Consider the following 18,509-nt stretch of genomic DNA (forward strand, 5'->3'; position numbering starts at 1 on the left):
AATGGCGTACCCCGCGACGGGGCCTGACATCAACATAGGAGCCATTCATGCCCGCAGTTACCGCACCCGCCCATGCCGACGGCGATTTCCTTGTCGATTACGAAGAAAAGGTCTTCGAGGATGTCCAGGCCAAGGAGGGTGAGAAAGCCCTCATCACCTTCCATACCGTCGCCTTCGAGGGATCGATCGGTCTCGTCAACCTTCTCCAGGCCAAGCGCCTCAAGCGCAAAGGCTTTGAGACGTCCGTGCTGCTTTACGGTCCCGGCGTAACGCTTGGCGTGCAGCGTGGCTTCCCCAAACTCGGAGCGGAAGCTTTTCCGGGCCATCTCAACTTCAACAACCAGATCAAGGGCTTCATGGAAGAAGGTGGCAAGGTCTATGCCTGCCGTTTCGCGCTGCAGGCGCTTTACGGCCATGGCGAAGGCTCGCTGATCCCCGGCATCACCCCGATCAGCCCGCTCGATGTCCTCGACCTCATCCTGATCCACCGCCGCGACGGCGCCTTCATCCTCGACACCTGGACGCTCTGACCGACCGGAGGCGGGGCGGGGCCCCGCTTTCATCCGCCCAAAAGGAGTTCGCCATGGAAAAGAAATCAATTGTGCGGGCCGCCGCAGTGCAGATCGCACCTGATCTCACCTCACGGGAAAAGACGCTGGCCCGGGTTCTGGAAGCAATCCATGAGGCCGCGGGCAAGGGTGCCGAACTGGTGGTCTTCCCGGAAACCTTCGTGCCTTGGTATCCCTATTTCTCCTTTGTCCTGCCGCCGGTGCTTTCCGGCAAGGAACATGTCCGGCTCTACGACGAGGCCGTCACCGTGCCGAGCGCCGCGACGGAATCCATCGCCGCAGCAGCTCGCAATCACGGCATCGTCGTCGTGCTTGGCGTCAACGAGCGCGACCATGGCTCTCTTTACAATACCCAGCTCGTTTTCGACGCCGACGGGGCGCTGATCCTCAAGCGCCGCAAGATCACCCCGACCTTCCATGAGCGGATGATCTGGGGTCAGGGCGATGCTTCGGGCCTCACGGTGGTCCAAAGCCATGTCGGCCGGATCGGCGCGCTTGCCTGCTGGGAGCACTATAATCCGCTCGCCCGCTACGCCCTGATGGCCCAGCACGAGGAGATCCACGTCGCCCAGTTCCCGGGCTCGATGGTCGGGCCGATCTTCGCCGAGCAGATAGAAGTGACGATCCGCCATCATGCCCTGGAAAGCGGCTGTTTCGTCGTCAATGCGACGGGCTGGCTGACCGATGAGCAGATCACCTCGATCACGCCGGACCAGGGGCTGCAAAAGGCCCTGCGCGGCGGCTGCATGACGGCGATCGTCTCTCCGGAAGGCAAGCACCTCGCCCCACCCCTCGCCGAGGGTGAAGGCATGGTGATCGCCGACCTCGATATGAGCCTGATCGTCAAGCGCAAGCGGATGATGGATTCCGTCGGTCACTACGCCCGACCCGAACTCTTGCATCTCGTCATCGACGGACGTGCGACCGCACCAATGGTCGCCTCCCGGACATCTTTCGAAACCGCCCCCGCTTCCACCGAAAGGAGCAATTCCGATGGACACTTCGACAACACGTCTTCCGACCGAGATTCTGATCAACGAGTTGCAGTCCTTCGGAGCCAGGCTGGTTGATCCGAAGGCGGGTCATGAAAGCCGCCGTGGCGGCGCCGGCCCTTCTGACCACAAGCCGATGACCATTGATGGCATGACCGTCATGGTTCCGGTCCACACCGCACCCGCCTTCGAAAGCCCCTATCTGGTCGAAAAGCCGGATGAGGAGGGCAAGAGCCGCATCAGCCGCGATGGCCGCGTGCTTGGCGAAGTCTCCTTCCCGCTGCGGCCCCGCTTCTACGAGCGCAGCACGGCGGATGGCGTTCCCTATTCGCAGATCGCCGTCCTGCACGGCCGCGATGTGCTGGCAACCACGGTGCTGCAGACCTGCATCCGCTATCAAAGCCGCACTAAGACCTGTCAGTTCTGCGCCATCGGCCAGTCGCTCGCCGCCGGCCGCACCATCGCCCACAAGACGCCGGAGCAGCTTGCCGAAGTGGCGAAGGCGGCCGTCGAGCTTGATGGTGTCAAGCATATGGTGATGACGACGGGAACACCGAAGGGTTCGGATCGCGGCGCATCCATCCTCGCCGACAGCGCCCGCGCCATCAAGGCAGCCGTCGACATCCCGATCCAGGCACAATGCGAGCCGCCGGAAGACGATGTCTGGTTCCAGATCATGAAAGATGCCGGCGTCGACGCGCTCGGCATGCATCTCGAAGTCGTCACACCGGAAATCCGGGCGCGCATCATGCCGGGTAAGGCACAGGTCTCGATGGAAAATTACATGAAGAGCTTCAAGGCTGCCGTGAAGGTGTTCGGCCGCGGCCAGGTCTCGACCTATATTCTCGCCGGTCTCGGCGATACTCGCGAAGCGATCCTCGACATCTGCGAGAAGCTGGTTGCGATCGGTGTTTACCCCTTCGTCGTGCCCTTCGTGCCGATCTCAGGCACGCCGCTCGAAAGCCATCCGGCGCCGAAGCCGGACTTCATGCATTCGATCCTGTCCCCGCTCTCGAAAATGCTCGTCGACAGCGGCCTGAAGGCCGCCGACATCAAGGCCGGCTGCGGCAAATGCGGCGCCTGTTCAGCCCTTTCGACCTACGAAAGGATGCTGACCAAATGATGCTCGAACCCTTCGCCCCCTATCGCGCCGCCGAGTTCCAGGTGAAGTTCGCCACCTCGTCATGGGAGCGGCAGCAGGCATACGCGCTTCGTCGTTCCGTCTTTTGCGACGAGCAGAAGATTTTCGACACTGACGACCGCGACGCGATCGACGACCACGCCATCCCGATCGTTGCACTGTCGATGATGGGCGTCGCCTCCGACCGGTTGGTCGGCACGGTGCGCATCCACGAGGAAGAACCGGGGCTGTGGTGGGGTTCGCGCCTCGCCGTCCACGAGGATTTCCGCAAGATTGGCGCGCTCGGCGCGACCCTCATCAAGCTCGCGGTCTCCTCGGCCAATGCGATGGGCTGCCACACGTTCCTCGCCAATGTGCAGGCGCAGAACGGCCTGCTCTTCCGCCGGCTTCATTGGGACGTGATCGAGGAATTCGAAATTTACGGCAAACCGCATCTCCGGATGAAGGCCGACCTCGCCTGGTATCCGCCCTGCCCCACCCCGGAAGCCGGTTTCATCGCGCTTCCGAGAAAGGCAGCGTGACCCATGGTGATCGATGTCACGGCACTCGCCGCCAAACTAATCGCCTCATCCGGCGTTGCCGCAAAAGCCGATATCGGCAGGATCGCCGCCGGGCTGGGGTTGGCTGGCCAATCCATCGCCGTCGGAGACGACTGTGCCGCCCTGCCCGATGGCGACGGCTACCTGCTCTTCGCCATCGAAGGCTTCATCAACGAATTCGTTGCGGCCGATCCGTGGTTTGCCGGCTGGTGCGGGGTGATGGTCAATATTTCCGATGTCGTCGCCATGGGCGGCCGGCCGGTTGCCGTGGTCGATGCGGTCTGGGCGAATGGCGAGGAGAACGCCTCTCCGGTGCTGGAAGGGATGCGCGCTGCGGCCGCCACCTATGGCGTGCCGATCGTCGGCGGCCATACGAATATCCGCACCGACCGCCACCAGTTTTCTGTGGCGATCCTCGGCCGAGCGAAAAAGTTGCTGACGAGTTTCGATGCCAAGCCCGGCGACACCCTGATCGCCGCCGTCGATCATCGCGGCCGTTATCGCGAGCCGTTCAACAACTGGGAGGCAGCAACCGACGCGCCGCCTGGGCGGCTGCGTGGCGACCTCGAAATCATGGCCGGGATTGCTGAAGCCGAACTGGCTTTCGCTGCGAAGGATATCAGCCAGGGCGGCATACCCGGCACGGCGATCATGCTGGCGGAGTGCTCCGGCGTCGGCATCGATATCGATCTGACGGCCATCCCCCTGCCCGAAGGCGTCGCTCTGGAGCGCTGGCTGTCGACATTTCCGAGTTACGGCTACCTCCTGTCGGTCGCGCCCGCGAATCTGGAAGCCGTCCTCAAAATCTTCACCGCACGCGGCATCGCCGCGGCCGCTATCGGCACGGTCAATGCCGGCAGCGAGGTCGCCATCAGCGCCGATGGCAACCGCGCGGTCATCCGCGACCATGCCAGGGTGCCGCTCCTGGGCCTTGGACGCACCGGCGAAAAACACGAGCGGGAGGATGCCGCATGAACCGTCCTCTGCGCATCGCCATGCTGGCCCATTCGACCAATCCGCGCGGCGGCGTTGTCCACGCCATGCAGCTTTCCGAGGCACTGACGGCGCTCGGCCATGACGTCGTCCTGCACGCTCCCGATTCCAAAGGAAACGGTTTTTTCCGCAAGGCGGAATGCGGCGCGATGCCGTTTCCCGTCGGCCCCGCCGTCTCCGACATGACCGCCATGGTAGAACAGCGGATCGCAGACTATGTGCAGCATTTCGAAAAGCCGGCAGCGCGGGCATTCGACGTCTTCCACGCCCATGACGGCATTTCCGGCAATGCGATGGCGGTGCTGAAGCAACGTGGCTTCATCCGACGATATGCGCGAACCGTCCACCATGTCGATCAGTTCGCCAATCCGCGGCTGATGGAACTGCAGCACCGCTCCATCGATGAGGCCGCCCTCTTCTTCACCGTCAGCGCCACGTGGCAGCACTATCTGGAGGGACAGGGAAAATCGGCATCCGTCGTCGGCAACGGCGTCAATACCACACGTTATTCGCCGAGCTGGAGCGGTGAGCAGACGGCGTTGAGGGATCGTCTCAAACTTCCCACAGGTCCCTTATTCCTCAGTATCGGCGGGGTGGAAGCCCGCAAGAACACGATCGGAATCCTCGATGCCTTCCGGCAATTGCGCGCCGTACAACCGGAGGCCCAACTGGTGATCGCCGGCGGTGCATCACTGCTGGACCACAGCGGTTACCAGGACGAATTCCACTCTGAACTGGCTCTGCTGCGCGAACACGCCTCGGCCGTCCACCTCATTGGCCCGGTCGCCGACGAGGACATGCCGAACCTTTACCGTCTCGCGGATGCGCTGGTCTTTCCCTCGCTGAAGGAGGGTTTCGGGCTTGTGGTTCTGGAGGCGATGGCGAGCGGCGTGCCAGTCATTGTCTCGTCGATCGCGCCGTTCACCGAATATCTCGCCGGCGACGATGTCATCTGGTGCGACCCGCGTCATTCGGCCTCCATCGCCGAAGCCATGGCACTGGCGCTCGTCCCGCAAATCCGCAACCGCATCATCCCGAGAGGTCTCGATGTCGCCAGCCGCTTTTCCTGGCGGCGCGTCGCAGAGGCCCATCTCTCCGCCTATGCGACATTGAAGGAGAAAGCCCATGCCTGAAATGCGCTTCGTCATTGCCTGGCCCGATGGCCGGGAGGAGAGCTTTTACTCGCCCTCGCTGGTGATCCGCGATTTCTTCGAGGAGGGCCAGACCTATCCGATCCGCGACTTCCTCGACCGCAGCCGCAAGGCGCTGACCATCGCCAGCGACCGGGTCGAGGCAAAGTTCGGTTACCCCTGTTCGCTTGCCCGTGGCCAGCTTGCCCGTATCGAGGCGGCCGGCGCGCTCTTTCTTGACGACGCCGATGCGCGCGTCCGCTGCCAGCAATTCATTCTTTGACCGCCGAAAGGAACCGTCATGACTTTGCCCCTCAAGCCGCATTACAGCGCCGTTGTCGTCGGCGGAGGCCAGGCGGGCCTGTCCGCTAGCCACTATCTGAAGAAACACGGCATCGATCACGTCGTCTTCGAGAGGAAAACCGTCACGCACAAGTGGAAGGACGAGCGCTGGGATGCGTTCTGCCTGGTGACGCCGAACTGGCAATGCCAGCTTCCCGACCACCCGTATGACGGCGACGATCCACATGGCTTCATGGTCAAGGACCAGATTATCGCCTATGTCGACCGTTTCATCAAAAAGGTCGATGCACCGGTTTTCGAACATACCGCGGTCAGTTCGGTGGAGCGGATGTCGGACGGTTCGTTCAGGGTCGAAACATCGGCAGGCACCGTCACCACGGACAGTGTCGTGCTGGCGACCAGCCTTTATGCCCGCGCGGCAATTCCGCGCGCTGCCGAGCGGCTACCGGACGAGATCCTGCAGCTTCACACTGTCGATTATCGCAATCCGCAGCAACTACCGGAAGGCGCGGTGATCGTCGTCGGTTCCGGCCAGTCCGGCTGCCAGATCGCCGAGGACCTGCATCTCGCCGGCCGCAAGGTGCATATGGTCACCGGTAACGCGCCGCGGTGCGCGCGCTTCTACCGCGGCCGGGATGTCGTCGACTGGCTCTCCGATGTCGGGCAATACGAGATCACCGTCGAGCATGACGGAATGACGAAGAAGAAGCACGACACCAACCACTACCTGACCGGCCGCGACGGCGGTCGGGATCTCGACCTCAGGAAATTCGCGCTCGAAGGCATGAAGCTCTATGGCCGCATGGAAGGCGTTTCAGGTGGCAGGATGCTGTTTGCGCCCAACCTCAAGGCCAATCTCGACAATGCCGACCGGGTCTATAATGGCATCAACGCCCTGATCGACAAGCATATCGCCGCCCATAACATCGATGCGCCACCGGCCAGCGTCTATTCCCCCCTCTGGGAACCGGCGTCGGAACCGGCGGAACTCGACCTTGCCGCCGAGGGCATCTCATCCGTCATCTGGGCTACAGGTTTCACACCGGACTGGTCCTATGTCGGACTGCCGATCTTCGATGGCACCGGCTATCCAGTCCAGCGACGCGGTGTGACGGGTATAGAGGGTGTTTATGTGCTCGGCCTGCCATGGCTCTGGACCTGGGGCTCGGGCCGCTTTCTGGCCGTCGGCAAGGATGCGGAACACGTGGTCGGCCACCTGGCAGGCTACCTTGAGAGCGCCGGCGAGAAGCCCTTCAGACAAGCTGCGACGGGTCGATGATCAGATGGGTGTCGCGTTTCTCAATACCTCCACGAAAACATCCGCCAAGCGCGCGCTGATGGAGCGCGCTCTTGATCCGCATATCCTTCTCGGCATGCCGCATCTCAATCCTTTTGGCCTGTCCGAGACATGGCTGATGAAAGAGCTCGGCCACCGCCACTGGTTGATGCTGGCGCAGCAAATGGACATGGAAGACGCCGACTTCCGGACTCCCGATGGACGCGAGGCATATGCCGCGATCTGTGCGACATCGCTTATGCAGGCGCGCCTTGAATTGGCCAGAGCCAACGATGTGCTGGTCGTTCATTCCTCGATGTCGCAGGTGTCTCGCACACAGCACATTAGCATCCACCATGTTTCTATTGGTGTCGGCATAATCGCTGTTGTCGAAATCCTGTCTGCCTTCGTTGCGAGAGAAAAAGGCGGCGACAACCGATCGCTGACCAAGATGGGAGTAGCCACAGGCCCAACCCAGCCTCGCCTCTCCAATTCCCTTGCTGCAGCGGCAGCGGCGTTCCGGCGCGGTCAATCAGATGTTGTCTCCGATATCTCCTTGGCAGAGCTTAGGCTTGCCCGAGCAACGATCATCCGTCCGAGTTTCCAGGAGGAATTCAACGGCGCGGGACTGCTTTATTTTGCAAACTTCCAGGCACTTGCCACGAGAGCGATCGAGGATACTGCGCCACCGTCCAAACTGATGCGGCGCGACGTGTTTTTTCACGGCAATATCAATCCCGGAGAGGCAATCGAACTCAAAGTTCGAAGTTCGGATGATAATGTCAGATGGGTTGTCGAGTTTTATCGAGCGGACGGGTCAAGACTGGGCTTAGTCACAACGTGGTTTGCCTAGGTTTATTTACTAGGGTCGGGACCCATTGAAATCACCAGTGCCCGACAATCGGCATCTGGCGTTTCTCAGTCTCGTCGATCTGCTGGACGAACTACATCGGGAAGCCTCCGCTTCGTGCCGATTTCCCACGGGCGCTTGCCAAATGATGAGCTTTCGCTCCTCTTGCGGAACACCCATCATAGATCTCCCGGTATTAGTGCGCTTCAAACGCTTCTTGAGACAATGCTTCGCTCGCTATCGCGGTCTTTTTCTTCTTCTGTACAGGCAGCCTCAAGACAGGAAAGCATTTAGAACGTGACTTGCCAGCTCTTGAGGGGATGCGAACCGTCGGCCGCGCCTTATTTTCTCTAACATATTGAAATATCAACACATTATAAATGTCGCGATGGCCTGTGTGGTAAGATGGCTTATGGACCACAGGTCAAATTTCGTTCTCGAAGTTGGTGTAGAAACGGAGCAAAGACCGGATTAATAGGGAAAACGCAGCGATGGGAACAGTGCCCGAAGCCAAAATATAGGACTTCCGAATGTCGGATGAAGGGGAAACCCTCAGCGTATCGCACGTCATGTCCAGGGACAGTGTTCGTCGTCATAGCCATCCCCTCTTATTTTTTATGGGAAATGTTTAGCGAGAGCGCTGCGTTGAGCCGATTGTCGGCCACGGCCGCGATTTTTCACTATACGGTGCGATGTGATGCAGACGGCAATCCTGTTGCCACGGGACAACCCAACTGCGTTGATCTTAATCGCTATGTGTTCGTCCATGGACCCATCGACCGCGCCTTTCGCAGGGCATGCTCAGGAAAGAAGGCAGGGATCCTGTCTTTCGAAGAGGGCAAGGTACCGAGATCGGAAATTAACTCCGTCCAAAAGGAATTACAGTTCAGAGCGCGAAATGGTTCAAGCTCTCCATGTTAGTCCGACCTCCACCAGCGCGGAGCAGCCGATCGGCGTTTTTGAAGGCACTGCCGGTTGTAACGTGAACCAGTATTTGGCGCGAGCCGCGCACCTTTGACCAGACGGCGATGCCACGCAGCAGCTTTGTGAAAACCTTGGCGGATCGGAAAGGCCCGCGAAATCAGTGTCAACCGCGATCGGATGGGTGGTGGTGAGAGCGAATCCTTCATCCAATAGATATTCAACCGCAGAAAACCGGGCTAGGCCAACAATCTTGCCTTCCTGAAACTCCCGCGAAAGAAGCGCATGTTCGTCATCAGGGAACTTCTTAATCGAAACGACTTAATTGAATGGGCGATCACCGAAGGCTTCCAGGAGATCGTGCCTGCGACCGCGTTACATGTCACGATCGGCAAATTCCACGACCCGAACGTCGGGCGGCAGTTGGTTCCCGCCGCGCACGATTTGACGGTCCGCGCGAGCCAACGAAGAGCTGTCCTGAACTTTGGAGGCATCCTCGTACTGGCCTTTGGTTCCGCTAAGCTTGCACGCCGTCATGCTGAGTTTCGCCGGGCGGGGATGACGTGGTTTTATCGAGACTACACACCCCACGTTTCGTTTGCGCTCGACGGTATGGATCTACGGGACATCCGGCCTTTTGACGGCCGCCTCTGTTTTGGACCAGAGATTTTTAAACCTGATCCGATCCTGGATTCATTGCCAACCGGTTGAAATGTTGTTTCTGGGCCACGCCCGGCGTCGTTTCGGGTTGCGCGTTCGACAGGGAGCTTTTGCCCTCTCAGAGTAAGAGGACTGATTTCGCGCCGGCCAAGGAGGAGATCGACGTGTTCACCGACCCGCGATCAACCACGCGATGTCCGAAACGCGATCACCTCCATACCGATCGCGCTTAGAGGATGGTTCTGAGCCTCATTGCGGCAGACGGTAGACGTCGGCGTTGTCCTGCCGTTCTCTGAGTCCCTTATAGGAAGCATGGCGCAGTTTGCCGTCATCCGTCCAGGCACGATATTCGATTTCGGCGATGAGCGTTGGCTGAACCCAGACAACGCCGCGCTGTTTAAAGGCAATCGGCGCCCGCGAGGTCTTGAGCTTATCCAAATCCTTGCGAAGCCTGGTTGCATCGCGCTCATTGAAGCCTGTTCCGACGTTGCCGACGTAGATGAGATCGTTTCCTTTGTAGGCAGCGAGAAACAAATTGCGGATCCCGCCGTGTGCAACAGCGGAGGGTTCATAGCCGACGATGAAAAAGCTGTCGCTCTGGACGCATTTCACCTTGATCCAATCACCGGTACGACCAGAGCGATAGGGCTGCTCGCGGTTCTTCGCGATGATACCCTCGAGGCCGTGCGCGCATGCGGCGGCCAACAGCTCGTCGCCATCGGCTTCGACTTCCTCGGATAGCCTTATGACGCCTGCATGATCGACGAGAAGGCCATCCAGGATCTGTCGACGTTCGGTGAGATCCAGCTTCGTGAGGTCATGGCCATCGAAATAAAGGAGATCGAAAGCATAGAAGATTGCCTCGTCCGCCCGGCGGTGCCCTCCCCTTCCCCCAAGGGCACGCTGGAGAGCGCCGAAGCTCGACTTCCCCTGCTCATCCAGGACGACAGCCTCTCCATCGAGAATCATCGTTGTACCGAAGTCCGTGGCCTCGTTAGCGATCGTCGGAAAGCGATCGGTCCAATCGTGGCCGCCACGCGTGAGGATCCGTACGCGGCCTGGTTCAACATGAATGGCGAGACGATAACCGTCCCATTTTATCTCATAGAGCCATTGCGGCCCTTTCGGGACTTCGGATTTCAGAAGCGCCAGCGCCGGCTCGATCCGCTCCGGCATTGGATCAAGCGGCAACCGTGGTTGGTCTGGATCACGAGGTTTGCGCACCCGGCTTCGCAGCGGCATTTCCGAGGTGGCGAGAAGTGGTTTCGATGACTTACGCGGGGACTTCGTCATAAAAACAGTGCAGCAGAGAAAGCTTCACGAGTCGAGTCTTTCCGCGTGGCAATCAATCCAGATTGCCTGCTCCTCCCGGCCCCGCCGCCAGTTCCACCAATTGCTTGGCTTGATGCACACCTTGTCGGTAGAGCTCTATGATGATCGCCGCTGCTCGTTGCGCTTCCTCCGTGTCCTTGCCAATCTTTAGCCTCGTTAAGATTTCATCCAAGGCCCGTTGGCAAATATCGAGATCATTCGAGGTCAATGGCTCATCATACTTGCTGACAAACCGCTCGGTCATTGCCGTTTTCCTCCTCCAACCTATCGACAATCCCGTATGCGGATAGAAATAATTTCGGTCATATTCCCCTGCAAGCTCTGGGCTTGCGCCGGCAGGCTGTTCGCTTTCGGCCAAACAGGAGGTGCTCTTGACTCCATCTAAAATGAGAACATAATAAGAACAAATTGCCGGAACAAAAACCGACCGCGCAATTTCCATATCACAAATCAGCAGTTTGACCCCCATAATTTTAGGGGTGCAGGAGACGTATTGCCTCATGACAGCCGCAGCCGTTCAAACGGATGAACTGCAATTCGATCAGGTGGTTTACGTGCTCGAGCTCTTTAAAGGCAACGCCCATGCGGCAATCAGCGCTCTTCTCGCCGAGCTGCAGTTCGTTCGAGGACAGCTGGCACTTAGCGAGGCCGGGATGAGCGTCGGCTTTACGCGCGGGTGGGTTCCGAGTTTTGAAAGCGGAGGAGATAGCAATGTTTGAATATTCGAGAGATCCACGGCCGAGAGACGGTGTTCTCACCATAAGCCAGGACGAAGCGCAGGCGCTTTATGACTTCGTCGGCTACTTGGGCCGGCATGCCTTCGATACGTTCAGAGACGATGTGCCTGGCTTCCGTGGCAAGTCGCCAGACATGCTGCACCATCTCTGCAGAATGCGCGATCTGCTGAAGAACGTCATGGACTACCCGACCTTGGACGAGGAACTTTGCTGGGATGAGCCGCAGCCGCTCGCGACGGACGAGGTTCGTGGCTTGCTGTTGACGGAGATCGGAAATCGGTCGGGCATCCGGTTTCTCAGGATTTCGGTTTACTGGAATGACGAACACCGAAGTTTCGGTACGCTCGACCTTGCCGTCGATGACGAGACTGGCGAAACCTGTGGCCTTTTCGAAGTCGAGGATCTCGCCGGCCAGCAGGTCAGTTGCGGTCCAGGCTGGTCGCAATCCGGTGCCGATCTCGACGAGACGATCCGCGTGTTTATCAGAGCCTTTCCGATGCAGCAGCTGGAAGCGCGCAACGAGGACTGCATCAACGAAATGCTCGCATCGAAAGTCGCCTGATTATTTTAATTGGAGGCGTGCGACGGAACGCCGACGGGATTTGCCTGCTGGACTCCCAAAAGTGTGGACGGCCATACGCTTTTTAGGCGTTTATGATATTCAATTGCCAACGCCGGCAAATCAGTTCACCTTTCCTCAATGGCCGATATCGCACGACCCTTCGTGACCACTGACGATCCTGACAGAAATATACGCTGCCAGGATGCGCTTCAAAAGGCTGTTCAGGAGCTGGTGAGTGCGGCGATTTCTGCGGGTTGGTCGGAACATGAGGTCTTGCTGGCGCTCGCCGATCTCGTGGATCATCAGTTGCTCGCGCTCGAAGCCAACAACAACACTGACGCCCTGATCGCACTATTGAAGCGAATGACCTAGCCTCGCTTTTAGCTCAGGTGGATGGGAAAACCTTCAGCGTGTCGATGTGCAGGTATGTGATGCTCAGCCAGCCTCCGACTGCCCAAGATTTCAGCCGCATTTTTTCGCATAATATTGAGTTTTATTTGACCGCTCTGCGCGTTCATTTTCTATCATTCGAGCTGCCTCGGCGAATATCGAAAGCAGCCTTTCTGTTTTGGCCGGAGCTATGACCGAAATGAACAAAGCGGACGTCACTCCAAAACGAGTTCGACATTGTCTCCGGCCTCGTCACCACCGACGCCATGAATTTGGATGATTTCAACAAGCCAATCGAAAACGGTGGCCCCTTGCCTCTTTTGCGCTCGGATTAGGTCGGCTCGCACAAGTTCACGATTGCTTGGGTGGCAGCGTTCCAACCGCTTCTCCAACTGTCTTTCCGTTTCCGGATGGCTCAGGTTTGTCCGAGAGACCTCTGAATGGGTCCACCGAAGGATCAATCCCTCGTCAGGTGTACCAAAGCCTCCGCGCAGAATGTCGTTGAAGGCATCAAGATTTCGTCCCCAATATGCATCCGGAATGAGTCTTTCACTCACTTGCTCATAAAAAGCCTCAAGCGACGTGATCTTCGATCCATCAAGGATATATTCTTTGGTCATCAGTCAGAACATAATGCACGTGGCTTGATGTCCGCAATGGGGTCGGTACCGGCCGATCCGCAACGCGCCCAATGTCGGTTGTATCGTTGGCAGTCGCGTCTTCCCGAAAGCAGACGTCGATCAGTTAGCTTTGAAGGCACGAAAGCGTCAGGACCAAGATTTCGCCACATTTGATCAAGCTCTTGGTTGCTGAAAACCCCCTTCTTCACCGCCTAAACCGTCGCGCTTCACATACTTCCGACCTCAGGCGATTCTAAAGATTACAAGTTAGGCCGGCACTCCTGAAAATATTGTCTCAATATTCAATTTTTTAACGCACGGGCCTTTAGGCGGTGTAACAGCTCCGCCCCCGTTTCAGTTGTGCTCAATCCATAACCTGTATCTCTTGTCATCGAAAATGGAGTATAATTTCTGTCATATTTTATATTAGATATGTCCTTGCACCTTTTTGGTTCGCCATTTTGAAATAGAATTAATTCAGCATATCCTTTTTTGCATAGATTATAGTTTAGTTCTATAATTTCATTGAGACTGCAGATCTTTGAAATATTTAACTGGGGATTGTGAATGTCCCCATCTGGTACCAACCAATAGGTCTCATATAGTCCGCAGTAATCAAACTCAGACAATTCCAATATCGCTATTAAGATCGCTGTTTGTGTACCGAAATTCATTTTCCTAGTCACCTGCCGAGCTTAAACCTGTCAGTTTTTCCACCTTTCGACACAACGCCATACGGATCATCGTGCAGCTCCGGATTCGAGGTATTTTTTGTGCCACCTGGATGAATCCTGACTTGTTCGCCTTTTCTATCGGGGTTTTCATATACCGTGCCCTGGTTATTTTTTGCAGGTCGAGAGGACCAACCTCGACCCGATAGGTCTTGACCGATATCATCCGCGGTCTTGCCCTCCAGATCCCCTGCGTCCGGCGTGTTCTGTGGGCCACTGTTAAGCAGAGGACCCGCTAAGTCCGGGAAATTATTAGGCGCCGGACACATGCCGAGCGATGGCTGTGACGGCTGTAATAGCTGCTGCATTAGCCAAGGAAAAATCGAAAATTGTCCACTGGCATCTGTATAGACTAGCGGAGAATTTTCTGCATAAGCGTACAAATTAAGGGTCTGGTTAGTTCCCTCGCCAAGTGGATCTCTGGAGACCCAGCGCCCCAGATTCGAATTATAAACTCTGAACCACGTCAGGCCAAGACCGCTCTCGCGGTGGGAGAACAATCCGGCGAAACCATAATCTGTAAGCGACTGCGCCGTCTGCAGCACTACGCCCCAAGGGTCATAATCGTAAGCGGGAGCGGCGGTTGCACTTTGGAACACTCGCCGCACAGAACCGACTTGATCGATGCCGTAGAAGAGCGCTGGATTTGCTGCCCCGACCTTAAATTCACCTTCGGTGAAGTAACTTTGTTTCGGAGAGTAGGCGGCATCGCGTGCTTGGCAAAGCTTACTGCCACACCAAATATACTTTAAGGTAACGGCGCTACCTCCACTCGCTGGCGTGTCGCCAATCTCAATACGACGCCCGCGTCCATCATAGGCGAATTTGGTGAGCTTCCCCGATTGCGAGGGATATGTGATCCCAACCAAACGATTTTCTGCGTCCCAGGAATATGCCCGTTCGCCGTCGGACAGCAAATTTCCGTTGGCGTCGTAGCTGTAGCCCTGACCAGAAGCCTGCGTGATCTCGTTGAGATTATTGAACGAGACTGCCTGCATCGCCGAACTCGGATCCGCGACGCTTGTGTCGCTGTCTTGCGTGATCGCGGTGATGAAGTTCTCCGGCGAGCTTTGAAAGGTGAAATTCGTATACTGCCCGCTCGTCAAGCCGGTGTTGGCGATGCCAGACAGACGACGGTCATGGGCATTATCGAGGTAGCTCCAGCTGGTCTTGAGAGTTGACGTTGCTGGCAGCAACTGCCGAACTGTGATCTGAGAGGTTTGCCCCAGGTAGGAAATCTGAAAGGCGCCCAGGTCGCTGGAGTGATTGATCACGCGACCGATAGCATCGTACTGGAAGGTCTCGGCGCCGCTGCCCGAAATCTGCCGTGTGGCTCGCCGCCCTAGAGCATCATAGCCATAGGTGATTGTGTGGGAGCAACTCGCAGAGCCGGATGCGGTAAAGCACTCCTGAGCCAGTTGCTGGGCACCATCGACATAGGACGGGTTATAGGCATAGGTCGTCGCCCCCACCCCGTCCGTCATCGAAGTGATGCGATCAAAATAGGGATCGTAGCCGAACGAAATATTCGGCGTCGGATTGACGGCATTGAGATATGTCAGACCAGTCAGATTGTTGTCGATCGCATAACTGTATTGTTTTGTCTGTTCCAATGCGTCGAGAACGCTCTTCAGGCGGCTGGTCGTGTTTTCGTAAGTGTAGGTAACATGACTATTGTCGGCATAGGTCTTCGAGGTTTGCCGATCCTGAACGTCGTAGGCCCAGGCCGTCACATTGCCCTTCGGATCCGTTAGAGAAACGAGATTTCCGGCCGGATCGTAGCCGAGCGTCGTCGACTGCCGCATAGGATCGACAACCGCCGTTAGTCGGCGATTGGCGTCATATTGATATCGCCAAAGCCGGCCCTCGCGATCCTGATAGGAAACGAGATCGAGCCGCTGATAGGTGTAGCGTTGCGATGTGCCGTCGGGATAAGTGATTTTCGTAACGCGGTCGGCCGCATCGTAATCGTAAGTGACCGTCCAGCCTTCGGAATCGGTATAAGTTCGCACGCGGGCGAAGCCGTCATAGGTGTAGGTAGCCGCAGTGGCGTTGTTGGCGTTCGTGACCGACGCCAAATTTGCGTTTGTGTCGTATTGATAGGCCGTCTTTTCACCAAGGGCGTCGGTGAACGAGGTTACCTGACCAACTGCATTGTAACCGATCGTGCTCGTCTGCCCGGCCGCGTCCGAATAAAAGATCGGCCGATGCTGCTTGTTGTAAATATATTGCGCCAGTGTGGACTGCGCGCCGAATTGATCCGCCTGACTGACGGCAACAAGATCGATGCCATTCGAATAGGAATAATAGGTGATTCGCCCGGCCGGATCCGTTGCCTGCGTCAGATTTCCGCTGCTGTCATAAGCATATAAGCTGATCTGCGATGAACCGTCATCGAGCACTCGGCCAATCGCCGTCGGCTTGTTATAGGTTCCGCCGTAAAGGGTGCCCGTTGATCCGGTCTGCCCGGGGTAGGTGTACCAGACGCGGTTCTCCAGCGGCTTTTTCTCGCTCTCGATTGCCGTCCCCTTGATAGAAGAGGCTGGCATGTGAACGAAATGCCGGATCCTGGCCTTGGTGTAATCGCACCCACCGGTATCTGTACAGCCGGCGGTGACGTAATCGCTCTTGTCCCAATGAAAACTGTTGCGGTAGGGCAGATAAGTGTTGGAGAGCGGAAGTGGCATGCCAACAGGTACAGTAGCGGTCGGATCGCTGAATGGAATCGGGGCGGGCTCGAGCCATTCCTCGCGCTCCTTATTGCCGAGCGGATCAGTGATCTGAACAAAGCGCGGCGGACCCGAGGTTCCAGGTGCCGTATAGCTGAACCGGGTTGTACCATAAGGCGTCGTCAGAGCGTTGATGAGCGAATTGGCGTCATAGCTGAAACTCGATGTCAGACCGATGATATCGGTGATCGACGCCAGCCGCCCTTGACCGTCGTAAGTTAGGACGGCGCTGCGTCCGAATGGATCCGCAATCTGGCTGACGAGCAGCGGACGGCCGGCGACGCCATAGCTAAAGGTCGTATCACGCCCGACGGCATCAGTGATTGAGGTCAGCCGCTTCTGGTTATCGTAGTGCAACGTTGCGGCGTTGCCTTGCGGATCAATCACCTTGCTCAGGAAGATTTTGCGCGGATAGGCGGCGCTTGCGTCGGACTGCTCATAGATCTCCATTCCACCGTTGCGCAATTGGCGCCGATAGCTGACGGGCGATTGCGAAATGAGAGAAAGGATCGAACCATCGGTGTCCTGCGCCGCGAAGGTTTTGCGGACGGTATCATAGCCGATGTAGTAGAAGGCGCCGCCCTCACCCATGATACGCGAAACATTGGCGCCCGGATTGGTTGGATCGTCGATAATGTAACTTGACCAGCTTAGCGACCATTTCTGACCGATATTGAAGTAGTCGAAATTAGCAGGCTGACTGTCTTCACGCTGATTGTAGCTGATGCCGATCTTCATCGAGGGACCGATCGGCGGAACGTAGCCGACGGGCACGTCCGAGAGCGCGACGCTAACACTGGATTCCTTAATGTTGACCACGCAGAGGGGGCATTGGTTATTGTCGCCGCCGTTGTTTTGATTGTTTGCGCCCTGCGGCCATGGCGACTGGTTTCCATTGCCGCCTAGTCCTCCCGAGCCGCCAAGAGATGGATTGTTGGGATCAGGAGGGATTGGTCCCGGCCCGTTGGCATTCGTGTCGCCGGCATCGCCCTGGCGAGTACTGTTCGTCGATCCTTTGCCGCGAATGGAGACTGCTTGTGGCATTGAAACGGACTGCCAGGCTTCACTGGTGACCTCGCTTGCGGGCACAAGGAAATATCCGCTGGCCTCCGCATTCAGTGCATCGGGCGTGACCCACATATCCGCATTCGGAAAGACTGCGTCCTGAACATGATAGCGGCCATTCGCCTTTCCGACGATCGCCGCAAAATGTCCCACCTTCCAGTGGACGACCGATGGCACGGGGACAGCTTCGTCCGGAGAACGGCGAATGAGGCGATAATCGAGCTTTACCTTGCTTGCCAATCTACCGAGTTCGGCAAGCGTCGTGCCTTCCGGCCCGGCATTGTAAAATTGCAGGAAATTGAGCTTGTCCGCGCTCATCCCCTGGGTCAACAGGAGAGCTCGTAGCGCAAGCGGGCCGCAGTTGAACAGATGCCGCGGATCGGTCTTGACCAGTGTCAGCATGTCGCGGGCAGATTGAATCGTTTCCGTTGCCGGCCCGGAAACCTTACGACCGTCCAGTTGGCTAAACAGTAGCGCCAGATCATCGCTCCGTCCCATGCTGGCGTTCAGGCTGGCGAGCTCGCCGATAGCACGATCGGTCAGTGCTCGTGCCTCTGAAGTGGATGCATCCTTGCCCTCGGTCCAGGCCTTTTGCCAGGCGTCGATGGCACGCGAGAAATATCCGTCATGCAGATAGGAGAGGCCAATATTGGTCCACAGAGCTGTCGACCATCCGCCATGGGGATACCTTTGGAGAAACCCCGTCAAACTGGAGAGATCGGAAGGATCATGACGATGCTGAAACGCATTGAGAGCAGCAGAAAGATCCTCGTCCTCGTTTGGAAAGGTGACCTTTGTTTTCACCAAAGGCTCGGCAAAGCCCGCCATGCTCGGGGCCGGAAACGACGCTATCGTCGGTGGTGCGGCCATCACAGTGCCGGCGGAGATCAATGCGAGAAGAAATACTGCTGCTGTTCCGGATTTGAATGCAGACATCATCGAGATCTCTCGTCAAATTTTTGAAAAGGC

Annotated in this window: 18 protein-coding genes; 13 read left to right on the forward strand and 5 right to left on the reverse strand. The window is 57.5% G+C overall.

Annotated elements, in window-relative coordinates:
* The first annotated feature begins 47 nt into the window (after window positions 1-47).
* The 10 genes from PH552_RS26625 (at window position 48) to PH552_RS26670 (ending at window position 9,425) form a co-directional block, all read left to right on the forward strand.
* On the forward strand, window positions 48-530 hold the full coding sequence (locus tag PH552_RS26625) for an MSMEG_0572/Sll0783 family nitrogen starvation response protein (protein ID WP_069610638.1): 483 nt from the start codon (window positions 48-50) through the stop codon (window positions 528-530).
* A 53-nt stretch (window positions 531-583) separates the two neighbouring features.
* A complete protein-coding gene (locus PH552_RS26630) occupies window positions 584-1,639 on the forward strand; it encodes a Nit6803 family nitrilase (RefSeq protein ID WP_113250143.1) in 1,056 nt (351 codons plus the stop codon).
* On the forward strand, window positions 1,563-2,684 hold the full coding sequence (locus tag PH552_RS26635; RefSeq protein WP_183764369.1) for an MSMEG_0568 family radical SAM protein: 1,122 nt from the start codon (window positions 1,563-1,565) through the stop codon (window positions 2,682-2,684). Before PH552_RS26630 ends, PH552_RS26635 begins: the two co-directional genes overlap by 77 nt.
* Window positions 2,681-3,223, forward strand: a complete 543-nt coding sequence (locus tag PH552_RS26640; RefSeq protein WP_113250144.1) for an MSMEG_0567/Sll0786 family nitrogen starvation N-acetyltransferase — start codon at window positions 2,681-2,683, stop codon at window positions 3,221-3,223. The genes PH552_RS26635 and PH552_RS26640 overlap by 4 nt, the downstream gene beginning before the upstream one ends.
* Before the next feature lie 3 nt (window positions 3,224-3,226).
* Window positions 3,227-4,216: a sll0787 family AIR synthase-like protein gene (locus PH552_RS26645; RefSeq protein ID WP_113250145.1), complete on the forward strand. Its 990-nt coding sequence runs from the start codon at window positions 3,227-3,229 to the stop codon at window positions 4,214-4,216.
* A complete protein-coding gene (locus tag PH552_RS26650; RefSeq protein WP_113250146.1) occupies window positions 4,213-5,367 on the forward strand; it encodes an MSMEG_0565 family glycosyltransferase in 1,155 nt (384 codons plus the stop codon). Before PH552_RS26645 ends, PH552_RS26650 begins: the two co-directional genes overlap by 4 nt.
* The gene (locus tag PH552_RS26655; protein ID WP_113250147.1) at window positions 5,360-5,647 is read left to right on the forward strand and encodes an MSMEG_0570 family nitrogen starvation response protein; all 288 of its coding nucleotides are present in this window, start codon (window positions 5,360-5,362) and stop codon (window positions 5,645-5,647) included. Before PH552_RS26650 ends, PH552_RS26655 begins: the two co-directional genes overlap by 8 nt.
* Window positions 5,648-5,665: 18 nt before the next feature.
* Window positions 5,666-6,946 carry an MSMEG_0569 family flavin-dependent oxidoreductase gene (locus tag PH552_RS26660; RefSeq protein ID WP_285166398.1) on the forward strand — a complete coding sequence of 427 codons (1,281 nt, stop codon included), beginning with the start codon at window positions 5,666-5,668 and terminating at the stop codon, window positions 6,944-6,946.
* A 4-nt stretch (window positions 6,947-6,950) separates the two neighbouring features.
* The gene (locus PH552_RS26665) at window positions 6,951-7,796 is read left to right on the forward strand and encodes a Pnap_2097 family protein (protein ID WP_162736979.1); all 846 of its coding nucleotides are present in this window, start codon (window positions 6,951-6,953) and stop codon (window positions 7,794-7,796) included.
* A 1,203-nt stretch (window positions 7,797-8,999) separates the two neighbouring features.
* Complete coding sequence (locus tag PH552_RS26670) at window positions 9,000-9,425, forward strand: phage prohead protein (protein WP_113250149.1); 426 nt, start codon at window positions 9,000-9,002, stop codon at window positions 9,423-9,425.
* A 198-nt stretch (window positions 9,426-9,623) separates the two neighbouring features.
* On the opposite strand, the gene ligD is transcribed toward PH552_RS26670, so the two are convergent.
* Window positions 9,624-10,667, reverse strand: coding sequence for a non-homologous end-joining DNA ligase (ligD, locus tag PH552_RS26675; RefSeq protein ID WP_113250150.1), 1,044 nt, complete (start codon window positions 10,665-10,667; stop codon window positions 9,624-9,626).
* A 52-nt stretch (window positions 10,668-10,719) separates the two neighbouring features.
* A complete protein-coding gene (locus PH552_RS26680; RefSeq protein ID WP_285166399.1) occupies window positions 10,720-11,208 on the reverse strand; it encodes a hypothetical protein in 489 nt (162 codons plus the stop codon).
* On the opposite strand from PH552_RS26680, the gene PH552_RS26685 reads away from it, so the two are divergent.
* The 3 genes from PH552_RS26685 to PH552_RS26695 all read left to right on the forward strand — a co-directional run bounded on the left by PH552_RS26685 (window position 11,207) and on the right by PH552_RS26695 (window position 12,377).
* On the forward strand, window positions 11,207-11,425 hold the full coding sequence (locus PH552_RS26685; RefSeq protein WP_113250151.1) for a hypothetical protein: 219 nt from the start codon (window positions 11,207-11,209) through the stop codon (window positions 11,423-11,425). The genes PH552_RS26680 and PH552_RS26685 overlap by 2 nt on opposite strands.
* On the forward strand, window positions 11,418-12,005 hold the full coding sequence (locus PH552_RS26690) for a hypothetical protein (protein ID WP_113250152.1): 588 nt from the start codon (window positions 11,418-11,420) through the stop codon (window positions 12,003-12,005). The genes PH552_RS26685 and PH552_RS26690 overlap by 8 nt, the downstream gene beginning before the upstream one ends.
* 138 nt (window positions 12,006-12,143) lie before the next feature.
* Complete coding sequence (locus tag PH552_RS26695) at window positions 12,144-12,377, forward strand: hypothetical protein (protein ID WP_113250153.1); 234 nt, start codon at window positions 12,144-12,146, stop codon at window positions 12,375-12,377.
* Window positions 12,378-12,610: 233 nt separating this feature from the next.
* On the opposite strand, the gene PH552_RS26700 is transcribed toward PH552_RS26695, so the two are convergent.
* The 3 genes from PH552_RS26700 to PH552_RS26710 form a co-directional block, all read right to left on the reverse strand.
* Window positions 12,611-13,015 carry a barstar family protein gene (locus PH552_RS26700; protein ID WP_113250154.1) on the reverse strand — a complete coding sequence of 135 codons (405 nt, stop codon included), beginning with the start codon at window positions 13,013-13,015 and terminating at the stop codon, window positions 12,611-12,613.
* A 302-nt stretch (window positions 13,016-13,317) separates the two neighbouring features.
* A complete protein-coding gene (locus PH552_RS26705) occupies window positions 13,318-13,689 on the reverse strand; it encodes a hypothetical protein (RefSeq protein ID WP_162736980.1) in 372 nt (123 codons plus the stop codon).
* Window positions 13,690-13,697: 8 nt separating this feature from the next.
* Window positions 13,698-18,479, reverse strand: a complete 4,782-nt coding sequence (locus PH552_RS26710; protein ID WP_285166400.1) for an RHS repeat-associated core domain-containing protein — start codon at window positions 18,477-18,479, stop codon at window positions 13,698-13,700.
* Window positions 18,480-18,509: the final 30 nt, after the last annotated feature.

It is taken from the genome of Rhizobium aureum (assembly GCF_030182495.1).
GTDB lineage: Bacteria > Pseudomonadota > Alphaproteobacteria > Rhizobiales > Rhizobiaceae > Rhizobium > Rhizobium tropici_C.

Bases quoted from the DNA above. Each gene is read 5' to 3' on its own strand.
- PH552_RS26625 (WP_069610638.1), top strand. From the start codon at position 48: ATGCCCGCAGTTACCGCACCCGCCCATGCCGACGGCGATTTCCTTGTC.
- PH552_RS26630 (WP_113250143.1), top strand. From the start codon at position 584: ATGGAAAAGAAATCAATTGTGCGGGCCGCCGCAGTGCAGATCGCACCT.
- PH552_RS26635 (WP_183764369.1), top strand. From the start codon at position 1,563: ATGGACACTTCGACAACACGTCTTCCGACCGAGATTCTGATCAACGAG.
- PH552_RS26640 (WP_113250144.1), top strand. From the start codon at position 2,681: ATGATGCTCGAACCCTTCGCCCCCTATCGCGCCGCCGAGTTCCAGGTG.
- PH552_RS26645 (WP_113250145.1), top strand. From the start codon at position 3,227: ATGGTGATCGATGTCACGGCACTCGCCGCCAAACTAATCGCCTCATCC.
- PH552_RS26650 (WP_113250146.1), top strand. From the start codon at position 4,213: ATGAACCGTCCTCTGCGCATCGCCATGCTGGCCCATTCGACCAATCCG.
- PH552_RS26655 (WP_113250147.1), top strand. From the start codon at position 5,360: ATGCCTGAAATGCGCTTCGTCATTGCCTGGCCCGATGGCCGGGAGGAG.
- PH552_RS26660 (WP_285166398.1), top strand. From the start codon at position 5,666: ATGACTTTGCCCCTCAAGCCGCATTACAGCGCCGTTGTCGTCGGCGGA.
- PH552_RS26665 (WP_162736979.1), top strand. From the start codon at position 6,951: ATGGGTGTCGCGTTTCTCAATACCTCCACGAAAACATCCGCCAAGCGC.
- PH552_RS26670 (WP_113250149.1), top strand. From the start codon at position 9,000: ATGTTCGTCATCAGGGAACTTCTTAATCGAAACGACTTAATTGAATGG.
- ligD (WP_113250150.1), bottom strand. From the start codon at position 10,667: ATGACGAAGTCCCCGCGTAAGTCATCGAAACCACTTCTCGCCACCTCG.
- PH552_RS26685 (WP_113250151.1), top strand. From the start codon at position 11,207: ATGACAGCCGCAGCCGTTCAAACGGATGAACTGCAATTCGATCAGGTG.
- PH552_RS26680 (WP_285166399.1), bottom strand. From the start codon at position 11,208: ATGAGGCAATACGTCTCCTGCACCCCTAAAATTATGGGGGTCAAACTG.
- PH552_RS26690 (WP_113250152.1), top strand. From the start codon at position 11,418: ATGTTTGAATATTCGAGAGATCCACGGCCGAGAGACGGTGTTCTCACC.
- PH552_RS26695 (WP_113250153.1), top strand. From the start codon at position 12,144: ATGGCCGATATCGCACGACCCTTCGTGACCACTGACGATCCTGACAGA.
- PH552_RS26700 (WP_113250154.1), bottom strand. From the start codon at position 13,015: ATGACCAAAGAATATATCCTTGATGGATCGAAGATCACGTCGCTTGAG.
- PH552_RS26705 (WP_162736980.1), bottom strand. From the start codon at position 13,689: ATGAATTTCGGTACACAAACAGCGATCTTAATAGCGATATTGGAATTG.
- PH552_RS26710 (WP_285166400.1), bottom strand. From the start codon at position 18,479: ATGATGTCTGCATTCAAATCCGGAACAGCAGCAGTATTTCTTCTCGCA.